This is a genomic window from Nocardia inohanensis NBRC 100128 (genome assembly GCF_001612945.1).
Taxonomy (GTDB): Bacteria; Actinomycetota; Actinomycetes; order Mycobacteriales; family Mycobacteriaceae; genus Nocardia; species Nocardia inohanensis.
The window spans coordinates 224798-240815 of the sequence record NZ_BDBK01000010.1 but is presented as its reverse complement, the minus strand read 5'-3'; the positions used below and the strand labels follow the sequence as shown (position 1 = coordinate 240815).

At 67.0% G+C, this 16018-nt stretch carries 15 protein-coding genes; 7 read left to right on the top strand and 8 right to left on the bottom strand.

Going from position 1 to position 16018, the window contains the following annotated elements; genetic code table 11:
- Positions 1-237: 237 nt before the first annotated feature.
- On the top strand, positions 238-1245 hold the full coding sequence (locus NI1_RS20780; protein ID WP_067823888.1) for an alpha/beta hydrolase: 1008 nt from the start codon (positions 238-240) through the stop codon (positions 1243-1245).
- Here NI1_RS20780 and NI1_RS20775 read toward each other — a convergent pair.
- Positions 1242-2375: a sensor histidine kinase gene (locus tag NI1_RS20775; protein WP_067823358.1), complete on the bottom strand. Its 1134-nt coding sequence runs from the start codon at positions 2373-2375 to the stop codon at positions 1242-1244. The two genes, NI1_RS20780 and NI1_RS20775, sit on opposite strands and share 4 nt — an antisense overlap.
- A 271-nt stretch (positions 2376-2646) precedes the next feature.
- On the opposite strand from NI1_RS20775, the gene NI1_RS20770 reads away from it, so the two are divergent.
- Positions 2647-3678, top strand: coding sequence for an AraC family transcriptional regulator (locus tag NI1_RS20770; RefSeq protein WP_067823356.1), 1032 nt, complete (start codon positions 2647-2649; stop codon positions 3676-3678).
- A 20-nt stretch (positions 3679-3698) separates the two neighbouring features.
- Here NI1_RS20770 and NI1_RS20765 read toward each other — a convergent pair whose 3' ends face one another.
- Positions 3699-4127 carry a helix-turn-helix domain-containing protein gene (locus NI1_RS20765; protein ID WP_067823353.1) on the bottom strand — a complete coding sequence of 143 codons (429 nt, stop codon included), beginning with the start codon at positions 4125-4127 and terminating at the stop codon, positions 3699-3701.
- A 231-nt stretch (positions 4128-4358) separates the two neighbouring features.
- Positions 4359-5792 carry a formylglycine-generating enzyme family protein gene (locus NI1_RS20760; RefSeq protein WP_067823350.1) on the bottom strand — a complete coding sequence of 478 codons (1434 nt, stop codon included), beginning with the start codon at positions 5790-5792 and terminating at the stop codon, positions 4359-4361.
- 616 nt (positions 5793-6408) lie between these two features.
- On the opposite strand from NI1_RS20760, the gene NI1_RS20755 reads away from it, so the two are divergent.
- Genes NI1_RS20755 through NI1_RS20745 form a run of 3 tightly spaced genes read left to right on the top strand, consistent with a single transcriptional unit; the run spans position 6409 to position 8652 of the window.
- A complete protein-coding gene (locus tag NI1_RS20755; protein WP_067823347.1) occupies positions 6409-6717 on the top strand; it encodes a hypothetical protein in 309 nt (102 codons plus the stop codon).
- The gene (locus tag NI1_RS20750; protein ID WP_067823342.1) at positions 6714-7943 is read left to right on the top strand and encodes an MFS transporter; all 1230 of its coding nucleotides are present in this window, start codon (positions 6714-6716) and stop codon (positions 7941-7943) included. The genes NI1_RS20755 and NI1_RS20750 overlap by 4 nt, the downstream gene beginning before the upstream one ends.
- Positions 7936-8652 carry a SagB family peptide dehydrogenase gene (locus NI1_RS20745; protein ID WP_084523473.1) on the top strand — a complete coding sequence of 239 codons (717 nt, stop codon included), beginning with the start codon at positions 7936-7938 and terminating at the stop codon, positions 8650-8652. The genes NI1_RS20750 and NI1_RS20745 overlap by 8 nt, the downstream gene beginning before the upstream one ends.
- An 18-nt stretch (positions 8653-8670) precedes the next feature.
- On the opposite strand, the gene NI1_RS20740 is transcribed toward NI1_RS20745, so the two are convergent.
- The 5 genes from NI1_RS20740 to NI1_RS20720 are packed head-to-tail and all read right to left on the bottom strand — an operon-like array spanning position 8671 to position 13962.
- A complete protein-coding gene (locus NI1_RS20740) occupies positions 8671-9996 on the bottom strand; it encodes a YcaO-like family protein (protein ID WP_067823336.1) in 1326 nt (441 codons plus the stop codon).
- Between the two features lie 5 nt (positions 9997-10001).
- Positions 10002-11372: a YcaO-like family protein gene (locus NI1_RS20735; RefSeq protein WP_067823333.1), complete on the bottom strand. Its 1371-nt coding sequence runs from the start codon at positions 11370-11372 to the stop codon at positions 10002-10004.
- Entirely contained in the window at positions 11369-12886 is a 1518-nt protein-coding gene (locus NI1_RS20730; RefSeq protein ID WP_067823330.1) for a CocE/NonD family hydrolase, read from the bottom strand. The genes NI1_RS20735 and NI1_RS20730 overlap by 4 nt, the downstream gene beginning before the upstream one ends.
- A gap of 26 nt (positions 12887-12912) precedes the next feature.
- A complete protein-coding gene (locus NI1_RS20725; RefSeq protein WP_067823327.1) occupies positions 12913-13710 on the bottom strand; it encodes a hypothetical protein in 798 nt (265 codons plus the stop codon).
- A 60-nt stretch (positions 13711-13770) separates the two neighbouring features.
- Positions 13771-13962 (bottom strand): streptamidine-related RiPP repeat protein, encoded by a 192-nt coding sequence (locus NI1_RS20720; RefSeq protein WP_084523471.1) that lies wholly within the window; start codon positions 13960-13962, stop codon positions 13771-13773.
- A 301-nt stretch (positions 13963-14263) separates the two neighbouring features.
- Here NI1_RS20720 and NI1_RS20715 point away from each other — a divergent pair, with 301 nt between their 5' ends.
- Positions 14264-15238 carry a FecCD family ABC transporter permease gene (locus tag NI1_RS20715; RefSeq protein ID WP_218026791.1) on the top strand — a complete coding sequence of 325 codons (975 nt, stop codon included), beginning with the start codon at positions 14264-14266 and terminating at the stop codon, positions 15236-15238.
- Between the two features lie 2 nt (positions 15239-15240).
- Positions 15241-16014 carry an ABC transporter ATP-binding protein gene (locus NI1_RS20710; protein WP_067823317.1) on the top strand — a complete coding sequence of 258 codons (774 nt, stop codon included), beginning with the start codon at positions 15241-15243 and terminating at the stop codon, positions 16012-16014.
- Positions 16015-16018: the final 4 nt, after the last annotated feature.

The following is a 16018-nucleotide window of genomic DNA, read 5'->3' as shown; positions in this document are numbered from 1 at the left end:
TCCAGTTCGAGATTCGATCCGACAGTTGAGCTTTTGACAGCTGTCAACGGGTGGTGGCCCGTGGACCTCACGGGCCACCGCCCCGGCTCGCCACTGTGGGCCGAATTTTCTCCGCCGCCATACCTTCGCGGGCGGCGGCATTCCCCCCCGACACCGTAATTCAGAACCAGGTGAAGTATGTACGGCCGTGCAGGCAATTCGAAGAACAAGCGCGCTCTGGTGGCGATCCTCATCCTGATGTCGATGATCGTCGCGGTCGCCGCATTCATTGTGGTCCCGGCCAAATCCGATCCGATTGTCGAACGTCAGTCGCTGCTGGCGATGCCGACCGCACCCGACGGTTCCAAGATCGTCGACGCCCGGCTGCTCAGCGACCGCCACATCCGGCTGGACGTGTGGTCGGCGGCGATGGACCGGGTGGTACCGATGCACATCCAGCGTCCGGCCGACACCTCGCAGCCCCGTCCGGTGCTCTACCTGCTCAATGGCGCGGGCGGTGGCGAGGACGACGCCACCTGGAACGCGAAAACCGATGCGCTGGGCTTTCTTTCGGACAAGAACGTCAACGTGGTGCAGGTGATCGGCGGCCGCGGCAGCTACTACGCCGACTGGATCAAGGCCGATCCGAAATTGGGCGTCAACAAGTGGAGCACCTTCCTGACCCGTGAACTGCCGCCGATAGTCGACGGCGCGCTCGGCACCAACGGGCTCAATGCCATTGCCGGCCTGTCGGCCTCGGCCACCTCGGTACTGGCGCTGCCGATCGCCGCGCCGGGCCTGTACCGCGCCACCGCCTCGTACAGCGGCTGCGCGCAGACCAGCGATCCGCTCGGTGCGGAGTTCGTGAAGACCACCGTCTCGATGGTCGCCGGCGGCGATGTCGAGAACATGTGGGGACCGATCGGTTCGGAGGAGTGGCGGCGCAATGATCCGCTGCTCAACGCGGAGGGGCTGCGCGGCTTGGAAATCTATGTCTCCAGCGGCAACGGTCTCCCCGGGCAGCACGATGTGCTGAACGGCGAGTACGCCCTGCCCGGCCCGATCGGTCTCGGCAATCAGATGGTGGTCGGCGGCGTGATCGAAGCGGCGACCAACCTGTGCACGCACAATCTGAAGCGGCGGCTCGACGAGCTGAACATCCCCGCCACCTACAACCTTCGCCCGGCCGGCACCCATTCGTGGGGCTACTGGATGGACGATCTGATCGCCTCCTGGCCGGTATTGGCGCGCGGGATCGGTCTCTAGATCTCCGCCGCCCGCACCGATTCGGCTCGGGTGTAAGGGATTCTGAGTTCGGTGCGGAATCCGCCGCCGGGTTCCGCCCGAGCCGTCAACGTCCCGCCGAGGACATCCGCGCGTTCGCGAATACCCGCCAGACCATGACCACCGCCGGGCAGGCCCAGATTCGGGCCGTGCCCGGCGGTGTTCCGTACCACGGTCACGATTTCCGAAGCGCTGTCACCGAATTCGAGCACGACCCGCGAGCCCGGCGCGTGTTTGCGCACATTGGTGAATGCTTCCTGCACCATGCGATAGATGACCCGCTGGCTCGCGGCGGGCAGATTCTCCGGCAGTGCACCGCTGACCGTGACCTCCAGGCCGCTCTCGCGCACCAGCTCCGGCAATTGCGCGACCATGGGCTGTGGATTGAGCGGACCCGGTTCGGCGAGACCGGAATTGCGCAGAATGCCCACCACATGCCGGAGCTCGTCGAGCGTCTTCACGCTCAATCCGCGAATGGTGGCGGCGGCCGTTCGCGCATCCGGATCGTCACTCGTCATTTCGAGCGCGCCCGCATGCACCGCGATCAGGCTCATCTGGTGCGAGACGATGTCGTGCATTTCCGCGGCCAGTCGTGCCCGATCCCGCACCAGCGCCGCCCGGGTCCGGAGTCCGATGGTCTCCTCCCTCGCCTGCTTCAGTTCGATGTACTTGTTGTGCAAGGTGATTCGCGATGACACCAGCCTGCCGAGCACGAAAGCCGCCGAATTGGCCAGCATGGCATAGATGACGGTCTGGGTCACATGGAAGACGTCGTAGTGGTCCAGCCGGGAGAGATCGAAACAGGCGTCGATCACGGTTACGACCAGGCAGCAACCAGCCACGGTGGCCAGCCGGGCCGCATAGCGGCCGACGCTGTAGGCGGCGACCACCAGACCGATGGTGAGATGGACCCCGGCGGGCAGAGCGGCCAGGAAGGCGAGCGCCGGGTACCGGCGCCGCACGGCGAGCATGGCGACCGAAACAGCGGCCGCGGTGGTCCACAGCAATGGCGGCTTCTCTTCAGCAACCGCAAGGGCAAGCTCCAGGGCCGCCACCGGGAGCGGTGCGAAATAGGCTGCCGCGGCCCAACGACGGGGGAGTGTGACAGCCATTACGGGACCATCCGAGGGGTCGGCCGCTCGCTGACTAATGCGCAGTACAGGCTATAAATCTTGCATTCCGGCATGTGGTGCAGCATAGTGGCGGGCAGGTGACTGACGGCCGCCAGCCGAGTGGCTGCTCGCTGCCAGTCGATCAGATTCCTTCATCATCCTTCAGCGGGATTCAGCAAATATTCAGCATCGAATACGTTGCTTGCCGTGAGCAGGCCCCTCGGGCCGATGGAGGAAGGCGTAATCCGTGGACCATGATCCTTCGTTCGAAATGGCAACCATCAGTCCCGTCGTCATCGCCGCGGTGGTCGGTCTGGCCCGGCAACGCGGCCTCGACCCCAACCCGTGGTTCGCGGGCACCGGGCTGACCCCCGATCACATGGTGCTACCGGAGACGAGAGTGTCGTTCTGCCAATCGGTTTCGATTCTCCGGCGGGCGGTGCGGACCATGCCGGAAGGACCGCTCGGCATGCACGTCGGAACTCGCGACGTGCTGTTGTCGTGCGGTCTGCCGGGGGTGGCGATGCGGTTCAGCCGCACCGTGGCGGACGCCGTCCGGGTCGGGCGCGAATTCCAGAATCTGGTGGGGGTGCTGATCGATTCCGAACTGGAGACACACGGTGACCAGGTGGCGCTGCGCCTGATCGAGCGCATGCCGGAACCGGAGCTGCTGCGGTTCCTGTGCGAGGAAGCGTTTTGCAGCTCGCTGCTGATGCTGAAGGCCATGACCGGAATGCCCGTCGCACCTGTGGAATTGCATCTCGCCTACCCCGCGCCGCCGTACGCGGACCTCTACGCGAAGTTCTTCGGCTGTCCGGTGCGTTTCAATGCCGATGCGAATCGCATGTTCTTCCCCGCCGCGATCCTGAACGAGCGCACCCCCTTCTACGACGAGACCAGCTTGCGCGGCGCCGTGCTCGCGTGCCGGGAACTGATGAAGGAGGACGATGTTCGCCCCGATATCGTGGCGGCCGTCGAGACCATTCTCCGTGAGAACGTGCGGAATTCGCTGACCATGACCGATGTCGCGCGCCGGCTCAATGTCACCGAGCGCACCCTGCGCCGCATGCTCGCCGCCGCCGGCGAGCAGTTCAGCAATATTCGTGATCGGGTCCGGCGGCAGCGCGCCGAATTCCTGATCAGCAAGTCCAACATGAAGATCGCGACGATCGCCGACGAGATCGGCTACAGCGATATCCGCGACTTCCGCCGCGCGTATGTGCGCTGGACCGGCCATCCCCCCACCCAGACCCGTCGCCGCGCCGCCGCCCACCACCTGCCTCGGGTGCTGCCCGAACTTTGAACTCCGGCAACGGGAGTCGCCTAGATTCCGGCTGTGCGCGCGGTCGGCGGCAGGCCGTCGTTCCGGCGAATCTCCTCCGCCGCGCGGATGAGCCGCTCCAGGTTCGCCGCGGACAACCCGCACGCGGCCCGGCCCAGGCGTCGCAGCTCGGGCCGGTGCAGCCGGGTGATCACCCAGGTGTCATGGTCGTCGGTGTACCGGCTCGCGTCGTAGGCGAAATAATCCGAGTCCACCCCGAAGAATTCGCACAGGCGCCGGATGGTCGATTCCGACGGATTGACCCGGGTGCCATTGCGCAGTTGCGTGAGATAGGCCTTGGAGAGATATTGCCCCGAGTGCTCCAGGCTGCGTGAGAGCCTGCTGTTCGACAGTGGCCGACCGTGCTGCCGCTCCCAACGGCTGAACAGCAGATTGAGCCCGGCCGCGAAAGTGTTGGCGGGGCCTGACATTCGGTCTTCGCCTGGCATGGAACCATCGGCCTTCCTCGTGTGCCCCCGGCTACCGATCATCTCCAATTCGAATCGCGTGCGCCGCTATCTCTCGGCGGATCGTCTTGTTCGCCCCCCGTTCGGGTATGAAAAGTCCTTCGCCGCACGGTTCATTGTTCCGAGGAATCAGCGGTAGGGGGCCAACCCCCGAGATCGTCAGTTTTGCGGGCGGTCTCGGGGGCTTCCGACGATCTACAGTTCACGCACCAGACGCATGCCCCACATGTTGGAGCGAGCCTGGGTTGTGTAATAGGCATCGCGCATACTCAGTGTGACGTTGGTAGGCCAGTAGGCCCACCCGCCGCCCCGCATTGTCGTGGCCCAGCAGTTTCCGGTGTCCCAGCGGCTGCCATCGGCCGGCGCCCGCTCGAAAGAGGGATTCCAGCAGTCACTCACGAATTCTCGTGCGTTGCCCAGCACGTCGTGGAGCCCGAAGGCATTGGGCCGGTAGCTTTTCACCTTCGCGGTGAACGCCGCGTTGTCGTGACAGTTGAACCGCATGGTCAGTGGCAGCCAGTGCACCGCGTCATAGGTGCTCAAGTCGTTGACACTGGCGTAGTCGCAGGCGGCGTCGATCGAGTCGCCCCAGAAGAACGCGGTCTGGGCGCCGGCGCGGGCGGCGTACTCCCACTCCGCTTCTGTCGGCAGCCGGTAGGTCTGGCCGGTCTTGTCGCTGAGCCATTCGGCGTATGCCTGAGCATCTTGACGTCGAATGCATACCACCGGTTCGTCATCGGTCTGCGTGAAGCCTGGTTCGAGCCAATTACGCTGCGGGGACGGGCGTGTGGTGAGGGCGACCTCCTTGTGCTGCATCGTCCAGCCCGAATTACTCGGGTCGCCCAGGCGGCAGCCTTCCGGCACGAAGTGGCCGGTCTCCTCCGTGAATTTCTTGAAGTCGCCGACGGTGACCTCGCGGTCGGCGATCGCGTAACGCTTGGCCATGTTCACTCGGTGGACCGGCTTGTTGAATTCGTGGTAGGGCGGAAACATGTTGGTCGGGTCGGTAGCCTGATCCTGCTCGATCGTGCCGCCCATCTGGAAGCTGCCGGTGGGGATGGGCACCATGTCCGAGCACCAGAACTCTTGGCAGTCACGGAATTTCACCAGATCTTCGTGAGTACCAGGTTCCTTTCGACCGACCGCGTCGACATCCTTCGGTTCTGAACGTTTCGACGGGTCGGCTATGGCATTGGAGAGGCTGAGCAAGGTGTGGCCCCACTCGAGCAGGTCTCCTTGAATACCCCAGGGAGAGTCGAAGAGGTATCCCCACTGCTTGGTCTCGTCGAATCCGGGTGCGCCGCAGTGTTCTTGCCACCACTGCCCCTCGACGCGGAACTGCGTGACCTGAGGGGCGACAACCTTCTCGACGAATTTCCTACCGGATTCGGATACTCCGTCAGCGTCGAGGAATTTCTTGACCGCGACCTCCGCGGCCATGGCGTTCGGAACGACTTCGGTGAAGGTGTTCTTGCAATCCCATGTCACGGTCGTGGTATCGATCAGGTTGGCCAGCGCGATTCGCAGCGTCGAGACAGCGGCACCGTTCTCCGGTACGTGTTTGTTCTCGCTGTTCGGAGTGGAACATGATGTTGCCAGTAGCGCTGCGGCTACCGCCGCGATGCGCAACCCGGGCAGTCTACGAGTAATCACGAGGATTCCTCTCATCGTTGGCAACGCGAGTCGGATCGACTCGAGTTGATGCTGCTGGTGACGCGAGGCAGCGTTTTCCATCCCGGATTGACAGTGCCTTCGAACCGGGAGGCACGTAACCTATCCGCGAATCCGAGCAGCGGACACAGCGGCGCGAGCTCGCGGCTGCTGACCCCCCGACCGTGTCCGGCTCAGCTGCCTCGCACCCCCGGCTACTTCGATCAGGCAGGAATGCCGACGACCGGTACGCCGGGGAAATACGGGTCGACCGGGACGCAGGGGACCGGGTGGAGTGGCCGGGATCGAGGGCGTTCAGAACGTGGTGCCAGGCGCGCGGGCTGTAGAGCGTGGCGAAGTGCTCGGAAACGAGTCCGGTCGAGACGGCCAGGGCGGTAATACGAGCCGGACTTTCCAGGTGTTGAACGTCATTCGAGCACCTCCGGGTCGGTGGCGGTCTGTTGCCATCAAAAGACCACCGCGACAAGCGAACTGTGATCAGGCTGTGACGCTCGACGGAAGGTTGTCCGGTCCGCCCCCCGTTGCCGAGCTCCGCGCCCTTGGCTCCGTGCGCCGACTGGGATTGGCTGGGCGCATGTCGATTCCGGTATCCGATGCCGAGCCGATCCGCCGCAAGGCGGCCGCCCTGCGCGGGCTGGCCATAGCGCTCGTGGTGGCCGGTGTTCCCGTCGGCGCCTGTCTCTCCTTCGGCGGGGCGGTCGCTTTCCTGTATCTGTGGGGAATGGACGACTGGGAAGGTCAGCGTTCGGTGGGTCCCTGGCTGGCGGCGGGAATCAGTATGTCGGGGTTCGTCCTCGCGCTGGCCTCGGCAATGCTGGGCGTATACATCTGGCTGCTGGCGGGCGGTGGACCCGCGCGGCGTGGCCGGACCGACGAGCCGTGATCTTGAAATCCGAATTCACCTGGATGCTGGTGGCGCGCACTTTCGTGTGGATCGCCGGCGGCGTGTCCATGGTGGTGTTTCCGCTGATGGTGTACGAGCGCACCGGGAATGCCGGGGCGAGCGCGCTGATGGTCGCGATCGGCGCGGTGCCATACCTATTGGTGGGGCTGATCGCGGGGGCGCTCGCCGATCGGTGCTCGTCGAGTGGGTTGGCTGTGGTTTGCTGCCTGACGGCCGCCGCCGCGTCGGTTTCGGTTCCGGCGGTCGCCATATCGGGTGTGCTCACCACAACGCAAGTTTTCGTGGCCTTCGCACTCGCGAATACCGCGCTGGTCTTCTTCGACGCGGCGATGTTCGCCATGTTGCCCGCGATTGTCCCAGCCGAGCGGCTCGGGCGCGCGTATTCGATGGCGACGGGCACCAATACGGTTGTCCGCCTGGCTATTCCAGCCGCGGGCGGCGCGCTGGCCGCGCTGGTGACCCCGGTGTACGCCTTGCTCGCCGACTCCGTGCTCTTGCTGGCGGCGGCGGGAATGTTCTGGCGCATGGCCGTTCCCGCGGCGGCGTCGGCGGACGAACCGGACTCCGCCGGACCATCGATCGTGCGCGATATCGCCGAGGGATTGCGATATGTCTTCGGTACAAGCGTGATTCGGACTCTGACGCTGCTCGGTTCGGCCAATTCGTTCGCGGAGGGTATCGTCATCGGTCTGCTGACGCCGAGCGTGACGGAACTGCACGGCGAGTCCGCGGCGGGCGCTGCGGTAGGAGTGGCGTATTCGGTGGTGGGAGTCGGCGCGCTGGTAGGCACCGGGGTCTTCGCCCGTATGTCCGATCTTCCGATCCGCGCGGTCACCGCCGGCGGTCTGCTCACCGCCGCCGTGGGTATCGGCGGCTGGATTATGGTGCGCCACTTCGAGATCGCGCTGCTCTGGCTCGCTGTCTACCAGGCCGCGGCCACCGTGGTCATTCTCAATGGAATCACCGCTCGTTCCCGCAATACACCGCTGCGGCTACAGGCCCGGGTGAACACCACCGCGCGAATGGTGGCCTGGGGTGGGATGCCGCTCGGCGCTTTCGTCGCGGGCGCTCTGGCCAGTGGTCTCGGTCCGGCGTCGAGCGTGGCCGTGGCACCGCCGATCCTGATTCTCGCGGCGATCATGGCGATGACGGCCCTGCGGCAACCTCCAGTGCCCGCTCTGCTGTCGGAAGCATCCGATGAGTGACCCGATTCGGGTGGCACAGCGGATCCATCGCCTGCTGACCGCGTCCGGACCGGCATCGTCCGGCGGCCATCCGGGCACGAGCGAAATAACCGGCGCAGCTGTCGATTTACTGCCCCCGACCGGTCTCGGGGAATCCTCGCTGGCGCAGGTACTCGCCACCCGGCGTTCGACCTACCGGTTCACCGGCCCGCTCCCGCCCGCGATGGTAGCCCCGCTGCTCGGCTACGCCTGCGGGCCGCAGCGCACCGTGATCAGCCCGAATGGCACCCCGCACGTCATGTCGGCCGCGCCGAGCGCCGGTGGGCTGGATTCGATCGACGTCTACTTCGTCGACCTGCTCGGCAGCGCGGTGCCCGCGGGGGTGCATCGATACGATCGGCGCGCGCATACCCTGACCCCGGTGCGCACCGCCCCGTCGGCCGAGGATTTCGCTTCCGCGCTACTTCAGCCGCAATTCCTCACCTACACAACAACATTCATCGTGCTGGCAGCGCGCCTCGATACCACCATGAGCAAGTATCCCGCGCGGCACTATCGCACCCTACATATCGACGCCGGAGTCGTGGCGCAGAATCTCTACCTCGTGGCGACCGCGCTGCGCACCGGCTGCGTCGCGGTGGCGGGATTCTACGACGATGAACTGGGCGCGCTGCTGGGCGTGCGCGACACCTGCTTCCCGGTGCTGGTGCTGCCTGTGGGCGCGAGCTGAACTGCGGGACAAGCGGATTCAGTGCGGTAGCGGCAGTACCCGGCGAGTCGTGCCGCGCGCCGTCAGCGCCTCGGCCAGCCGCCGGCCGCCCAGGAACGGCATTCCCGCGGCGGAGTTCGAATACAGTCCGGTGGCGATCACCCGCACCGCTCGCATGCCGGTCGGTGCGACGTCTTCGGTGGTGACATCGACGACCGCCACCTGCGCCCCGGTCTCGGCGATCCGGGCGGCCAGGGCCCGAGCATCGGTGAGTTCGGTCGCGTCGGGGAGTACGGACAGCGGAATCTCCGAGGTGGACGAGATTTCCAACTCCGCCCGGAACTCTCGCTGTACCGCGGGGTCGAGGAATAATTGCAGATGGCAGCCGTAGTCCACCAGCCGATCGAGTTCTTCGCCGTAACCGTCCCGATAGCCGCGGTCGCGACGCCACGGCTGCAACGGGCTACGCGGGTCGAGTGCCGCCCGCATATAGGGACCGTCCGGATCGTCGTATTCGGCGACGAAGCGTTGCAGCTGAAGAGCTTCGAGCAGTGCCTTGCGTGCGGCGGCGGTGGCCGACGGCCGCGCCGCGGCGCCCATGGTCAGGTAGCCGCGATTGGGGTCATGGGTCAGCGCGCCGACCACGTAGAGTCCGAATTCGTTGGGGAACAAGAAGAATCGGGTCGTGATCCCGGAGTCCGCGCGGGTCGCCAGGCGGGCGAGCGACGGCTCCGGCGTCAGTTCGACCAGTTCGTCGCGAGTGTGCCAGGCCAGCGCCATCGCATCACGCTCGATGATTTCGCACAGTGCGCCGAAGGTCGCGAATTCCATATCCGGACCGGCGGACAGTCCAGCCTGGATGATCGGATTCGTCACCGGCAGAGTCGATTCCGCGACAGCGAGCGGATACGACACCCACACCAGGCCGGCCGGCACCAGCACCGCCGCGCCGGTCAGCAGGTCGTGCCCGCGCGTCCAGTCGATCTCCAGTTCGTCGGTGAGCGGCACGAAGGGGAAACCCACTGTCGCGTACTGCGTTTGCGAGTAGAGCGCGACCTCCGCCAGCGGCAGCACCCGGTGGCCCGCGGCCCGCAGATCGATACCGCGGCCTCGGATCAGCTCGTCGGGCACCAGATTGCCGCAGTACCGTTCGACGGCTTCGCCGATCGCGGCGGCGCGCGCGGCGTCCTCGTCGTGGAAGGCGCAGCCGCCCCCGGAGGAGTCGACCGGCCACGCGGCGAACCGGGTGGTGTCGGACAGCACCGAATCGAACATCCGGAAACCGGGGGGAAAGGTGGCCGGCAGCTGCACGGGGGTGACCCGGCGCACGATACCGGTACGGGGGTCTACGAGCGGTCCGGTCATAGTCATCACACCAAAGGGATCGGGTAGGGATACAGGTCGTTGTCGTCGAGCACTCGATCGGTGAAGCCCAGGCGCTGCGGCACTCGATACAGCCGGGTGCCGCCCAGGAAGGGGTAGGCGGCGGGGGAATTGCCATAGGTGCCCGGGATCAGCGCCCGCACCACCCGGCGCCCAGCCGCCCGCACATCGGTGGTGGTCAGATCCACCGAGTACGCGAGCATGCCTTGCGCGGCAATGGTTTCCAGATAGTGCGCCCGGGCGCGGTCCGGAGCGGCGGCGGGGAGCTCGCGGAGCTCGATCTCCGCGGCGTGGGTGCGCAGCCGGTCCAGGGGCGCACCCTGATGGGCGGGGTCCAGGTAGTACTGGGCCAGCAGCGGCAGATCCACGATATCGCGCAGGTCGCTGCGGAACTCGTGCCGGTACCCGCGGTCCGCCCGGTGCGGCCGGAAGGTATGTGCGTGGAAGTCCTCACGTGCGATGGCCGCCCACAGGGCCGAGCCGGGGTCGTCGATCTCGCTCGCCAGCAGGTAAGCCTGGTATGCCTCGACGATCGCCTTGCGCACCGCCCTTTCCGGGTCGGCCTTGCACGAACTGCCGAAGCCGACGATGCCCCGTCGGTGGTCCTCCAGGAAACAGGCGATGACCGAGACCTCGAATTGTGAAGGCACCCAAAGTACGTGGGCGTCCAGCCGGGGGTTCAGTATCGACTCGTCGAAGCCGCGCACCCGGACCGCCGGTGCGCCCGAAGCCCACCACAGGGCGGTGGCGTCACGCTCGAATACCTCCTCCAGCGCGGCCACTTCCGCGTGCTCGCGATCCACACCGGCGGCGATTCCCGAATAGGGCACGGGGTTCGTCCAGGGCTCGGCGCGGCGCGACCCGGTGAAGTAGTTCAGGTAGGTCAATGCCGCCGGCACGAGAGCGGTGGTGCCGCTGTGCATTTCCTCACCATCGGCCCAGGTTGCCGGGGTGTCGCGGCGCAGGGGAACGAACGGGAACTCCGGATCGGCGTATTGCCGCGGGCTGTACAGCGACAGCTGGTCCGGGTCCAGCGCCGCCACTCGCGCGCGGGTGAGCTCGTCCCAGGTGGCACGGCGAAGTCCGTCGGGAACGGCATTGCCGCAGTAGCGTTCCACCGCCTCGCCCAGCGCGGCCAGTCGCGCCGCCTCGCTGTCGTCGAGAGCGGCGCCGTATCCGTAGCGGTCGGCCTGGAAAGCGCCGAACCGGCTGGTGTCCGCCAGATAGGCGATCCAACTGCCCCAGCCGTGCGGCGCTTCCGGCGCGGGGGTGAAACGCTGCATGGAGACCACGATTCCGGTGCGTGGGTCCAGCAGCGGATCGGTGCCGGCAGCCACGGTGTGGATCGCTGCGCTCATGGCTTCGCTCGTCCTTTCCGGATCGGGAGCCCGACTCGGGTGGCGCCCGCGATGACGGTATGGATCGCGGGCCGCAGGTCGGTGGTCAGATAGCGGTCCGTGGCGTGCTGCGGATGCCGGGCCAGCTCCGGGAACCAGCCGCCGGTCACGATCAGGGTCAGCGTCGATCCGGCGGGTATCTCCGCCGCGACGGCGGACATGGTCACGGTGACGTCGTGCTGCCCGGCGGGCAACCGCGCGGTGCCGATGGCCAGTACGAATTCGGCTCCGGCGGTGGTCGTTTCGGTGAGCAGAAAGACCCGGTCGGTCGGGACGGGGGCCGCGGTACCGGCTCGCACCACCGGACTGCCCGCGATGCACAACGCCGTGCCGGCCGGGGCGGTCGTGAATCGCAGACAGTCGGTACGGGTGCGCAGATCCGGCCGGGCTTGCCCGGCGGTGTCGCTGGGGAACGGGTCGTCGGGATCGTAACGGTAGGTGAGTTCGGTTCGGCCGGAATGCCATCGGCGATCGAGGGTCCCGGATGCTCCGCTGTAGTACGTGACGCGCTCGGTCTTCAGCGGCCACTGCCGCAGCCATTCGTTCGCACCGGTGAGGTAGACGTGTTCGCCGCTCGCGGGATTACCCTGCGCTACCGACCGTACCCACTCGGCCATCAATGGCCCCAGCGGGAGTTGGGAATTGACGCCGTGGGTCCGTGCGCCCACCGTCCGGTGGCGTGGCGAGGAGAGCTCGTGTGCCCACGGGCCGACAAGCAGTTGTTTGGCCGGCGGCTCGGCCGCGGTGGCTCCGGCCAGTTCCCACTGCCGCAGCGTGGTCGGCAGGAAACTGTCGTACCAGCCGCCGATGTGCAGGCTCGGCAGCTCCAGCGCGGCGAGTTCCGCGGCCGTGATCGACTGTGGCCCGTCGTCATCCGGGAATCGCGGGCTGGGACCGGCCTCGATCACCTCCCACCACCGGGAACCGGCCGGCCACACGGTCACGCCGATGCCGGCGACCGGCAGGTGCCGGTACAGCCCCGGGTTCGCCGTCAGCATCGCCGCCGCGAAACCGATACGGCTGGTGCGGGATTCGGCATGATCGATCCACCAGTGCGTATGCTCGGCCAATCGCAGTATCCCGCCGGGATCGAACACGATCGAATGGGTGCCCATGGCGGGAACCTGGGATATCACCCCGGCCACCAGATCCGGCCGTTCGATCGCGGTCGACCAGGCGGTGAAGGCGGCATAGGACGCGCCTTGGACGACCCTCGTCGCGGGAGCCCACGGTTGCGCGGCGATCCAGTCCGCCAGCGCCGCCCCGTCCGAGCGCTCCGACCGGTAGGGCGTCCAGGTTCCGGCCGACCCGTACCGGCCACGGACGTCCTGGGCCACCATGGCGATTCCGGCGTGAGCCCAGCCGATGCCTTCCTGCCGCAGGTTCGCCCGATCGTAGGGAGTGCGCACGATCACCACGGCGATCGGATCCTCCGGCAGGTATACATCGGTGGCGAGGGTGACTCCGTCGGGCATCGGAACTTCCTCGCCCGCCAGTATTCTCACGAAACGCCGGCTTTCAGCCGCGGGAGCGGGAGCACCGGATGCCGGGTCAGCACCGCGTCCCCCGGCCGGTAGACGAGCTGGTGGCCGTGGCTCGGCACGGTCCGGTCGGACAGGTACGCAAGGACATCCGCGGCCAGCAGACCCGCCGCGACCGCCGCCGCGGCGGCCGGAATCCTCGTGCGCGCGTCGGCCACGCGGTCGAGGTGCGCCCAGAGTGCCAGCAACTCGTCCGGTGACTGCGCCGCCGCGAGCAGCCGACCCCGGGTGTCGCGGTAGGACGCGGTCCGGCCGGGCGCCGTGAACGGTCCGATCACCAGCGCGGTGCCCTCGACATAGGTTCGGTGCCAAGCGATCTCGCGAGCGCCGCACCACCGATCTAGTTGTTGCCAGCGGTCATCGGTGAGCCGATCCGCGCAACTGACGATGATGTCGGCGGCGACGTGGTCCGCGGTGAGCGGGTCGGCGGTAACGATGTCGACGCCGGGTTGGTCCAGTAGTTCCCGCAGCAGCTGCGATACCGGGTTCGTCCCCTCGACGAGGACGGTGGCCGACTCGCCGCCGGGCTCGTCGGCGGCGCGGTCGAGCACGCCGCGACGCAGCAGCTCCTCGGCCAGCTGACGGTGTTGCGCCGGAAGCGAATTCATCTCGACCGCACCCGTCGCGATCAGCGTGGACAGCGTGGCGATCACCTCGGCGGGACCGTCGATCCGAACGAATCCGCCGTCCGCCCGCGCGTAGAGCCAGCGTCCGTCGGGATCGGTGAACAGGTGGTAGCCGTCAGTGAGCCGGAGCAATCTGGTGTCCTCTCGCCGGCGCGCCCGGCCGGTATCGGCCGGGCGCGCGACTGCTTCGGGTTACTTCACGCCCCAGGCGAAGGGGTTCTGCACGAGCGCATTGGTGCCCGGCCCCTGCGGGGCGGCCAGGTGCTTCTCCGCGTCGGTGGCGGTGAAGGCGAAGGGGTTCTGGACCAGGGCGTTGGTACCGGGGCCCTGGGGAGCGGCGAGGTTTTCGGCCGGGGCGGACTCGGTGAACGAGAACTCGGACATGTCTCCTCCTTGACTTCTAATGGAAACGGTTTCCATTAGAGGGCTCAGGTTAGAGGTTGTTTTCGCTACGGCCGAGGGGAATTCCGGACAAGTGCGCTATCCCACAGCTATCTTGAAATCTTTTGTGCGACAGCCGAATAATGTGGCGGTTCATTCCTCCGCACGGGCAACCCGCCACTCCTAAGGATCTCCAGTGCGCATCAACCTCGCTCGGCCGGGCGCTCGGCCGGTGACTCCTCGCCGGTACCTGATGGGGACCGCGCGATATCCGTTGTTCATCGCTGTTATGTTGTGCTGCAACGTGATTGCTGTCGCGTTCGGGATTTCTCTGGGGCAGGCCGACCTGCCCCCGGGGCAGGTGATCAGTAGTGTGCTCAACCATCTGACCGGAGCTCGGTTCGGGTCGTTGGATCCGGTCGGCGACTACATCGTCTGGAATCAGCGGGTGCCCAGAGTATTCGCGGCGCTGGTCATCGGGGCCGGGCTTTCGATTGCCGGCGTATTGCTCCAGACCGTGGTTCGTAACCCGATGGCCGAGCCGTACCTGCTCGGTGTCTCCGCGGGGGCCGCGACGGGTGCGGTGGCCATGATCACGGTCGGGGCGGGGCTGGGCGGCCTGGGCTATCAGGTTCCGCTGGCGGCGTTTCTCGGCGCGCTCGCGGCGATCTCGCTCGTCATGCTCGTCGGCCGCCGGCACGGTGTGATCGCGCCGGGCCGGCTGCTGCTGTCCGGGGTGGCCATCGGCTATCTGTTGCAGGGCGTGACCAGCTACCTACAGATACGGGCCACCCCGGCCGAACTCGGGGCGGTGATGTTCTGGCTGCTCGGTTCCCTGGCCGGGGTCGATGCCCGGCAGACCGGACTCGCGGCCATCGTGATCGCCGCCGGATTCGGGTGGGCCATGATGCGGGCGCGCTTCGCGAACAGTCTGCTGCTCGACGATGATTCGGCGACGGCGCTCGGCGCCCAGGTGACCCGGCTGCGGATCGAACTGCTGATCGTCTCGGCCCTGGCCACCGGGGTCTGCGTAGCGCTCGCGGGCGGTGTCGGCTTCGTCGGACTGATGGTTCCGCACGTGGTCCGGCTGCTGATCGGGGGAGATCACCGCAAGCTTCTGCCGGGGGCGGTCCTGGTCGGCGCCCTGCTGGTCACCGTCGTCGACACAGCCGGGCGGATGGCGAGCGAATCGGAGCTGCCGCTGGGGATCTTCACGGCGTTCATCGGCGTGCCGTTCCTGCTCTGGCTGGTGCGGCGCGATCCCGGATCGGGGCGATAGCAATGGATGTGCGACTCCAGCATGTGGATATCAGCATCGGGCGCAACAGGATTTGCGCCGACGTCAGTCTCAGCGCCCCCGCAGGATCGATGATCGGCATCCTCGGACCCAATGGCAGCGGCAAATCGACGCTGCTGCGCGGCATCTATCGCGCGCTGCGTCCGGCCGCCGGGACCATCGTGATCGGCGGTGACGACGTCTGGTCGGAGTTGTCGACCCGGCAGGCCGCGCAGCGCACCGCGGCGCTCATCCAGCACGGCGACACCGACCTCGAGCTGACGGTGTCCCAGGTCGTGGCACTCGGCCTCACCGCACTACCGCGCGCGGCTCGCACCGCCGATGCGGTGCCCGCGGCGTTGCGCAGTATGGGGTTGGCGGACAAGGCCGATTCCCGGTTCCGCGAGTTGTCCGGCGGGGAGAAGCAGCGCGTACACCTGGCCCGCGTACTGGCCCAGCGGCCGCGCGTACTGGTGCTCGACGAACCCACCAATCACCTCGATATCCGGCACCAGCTCGATCTGCTGGACGCGGTGCGCGCCCTCGGCATCACGGTGGTGGCGGTACTGCACGACCTCAATCTCGCGGCGGGCTATTGCGACCAGCTCTATCTGATGCGCGGGGGAGAGGTGGTCGCGAGCGGCGCACCCGGAGCGGTGCTGACGCCCGCGACCGTGGCGGAGGTGTTCCAGGTCGCCGCCGAGATGGGAACCAACCCGCTGACCGGCCGTCCCCACCTGTTCACATCGTCCCTGTCGTTACGCGAACGCGAGAGGTAGCACC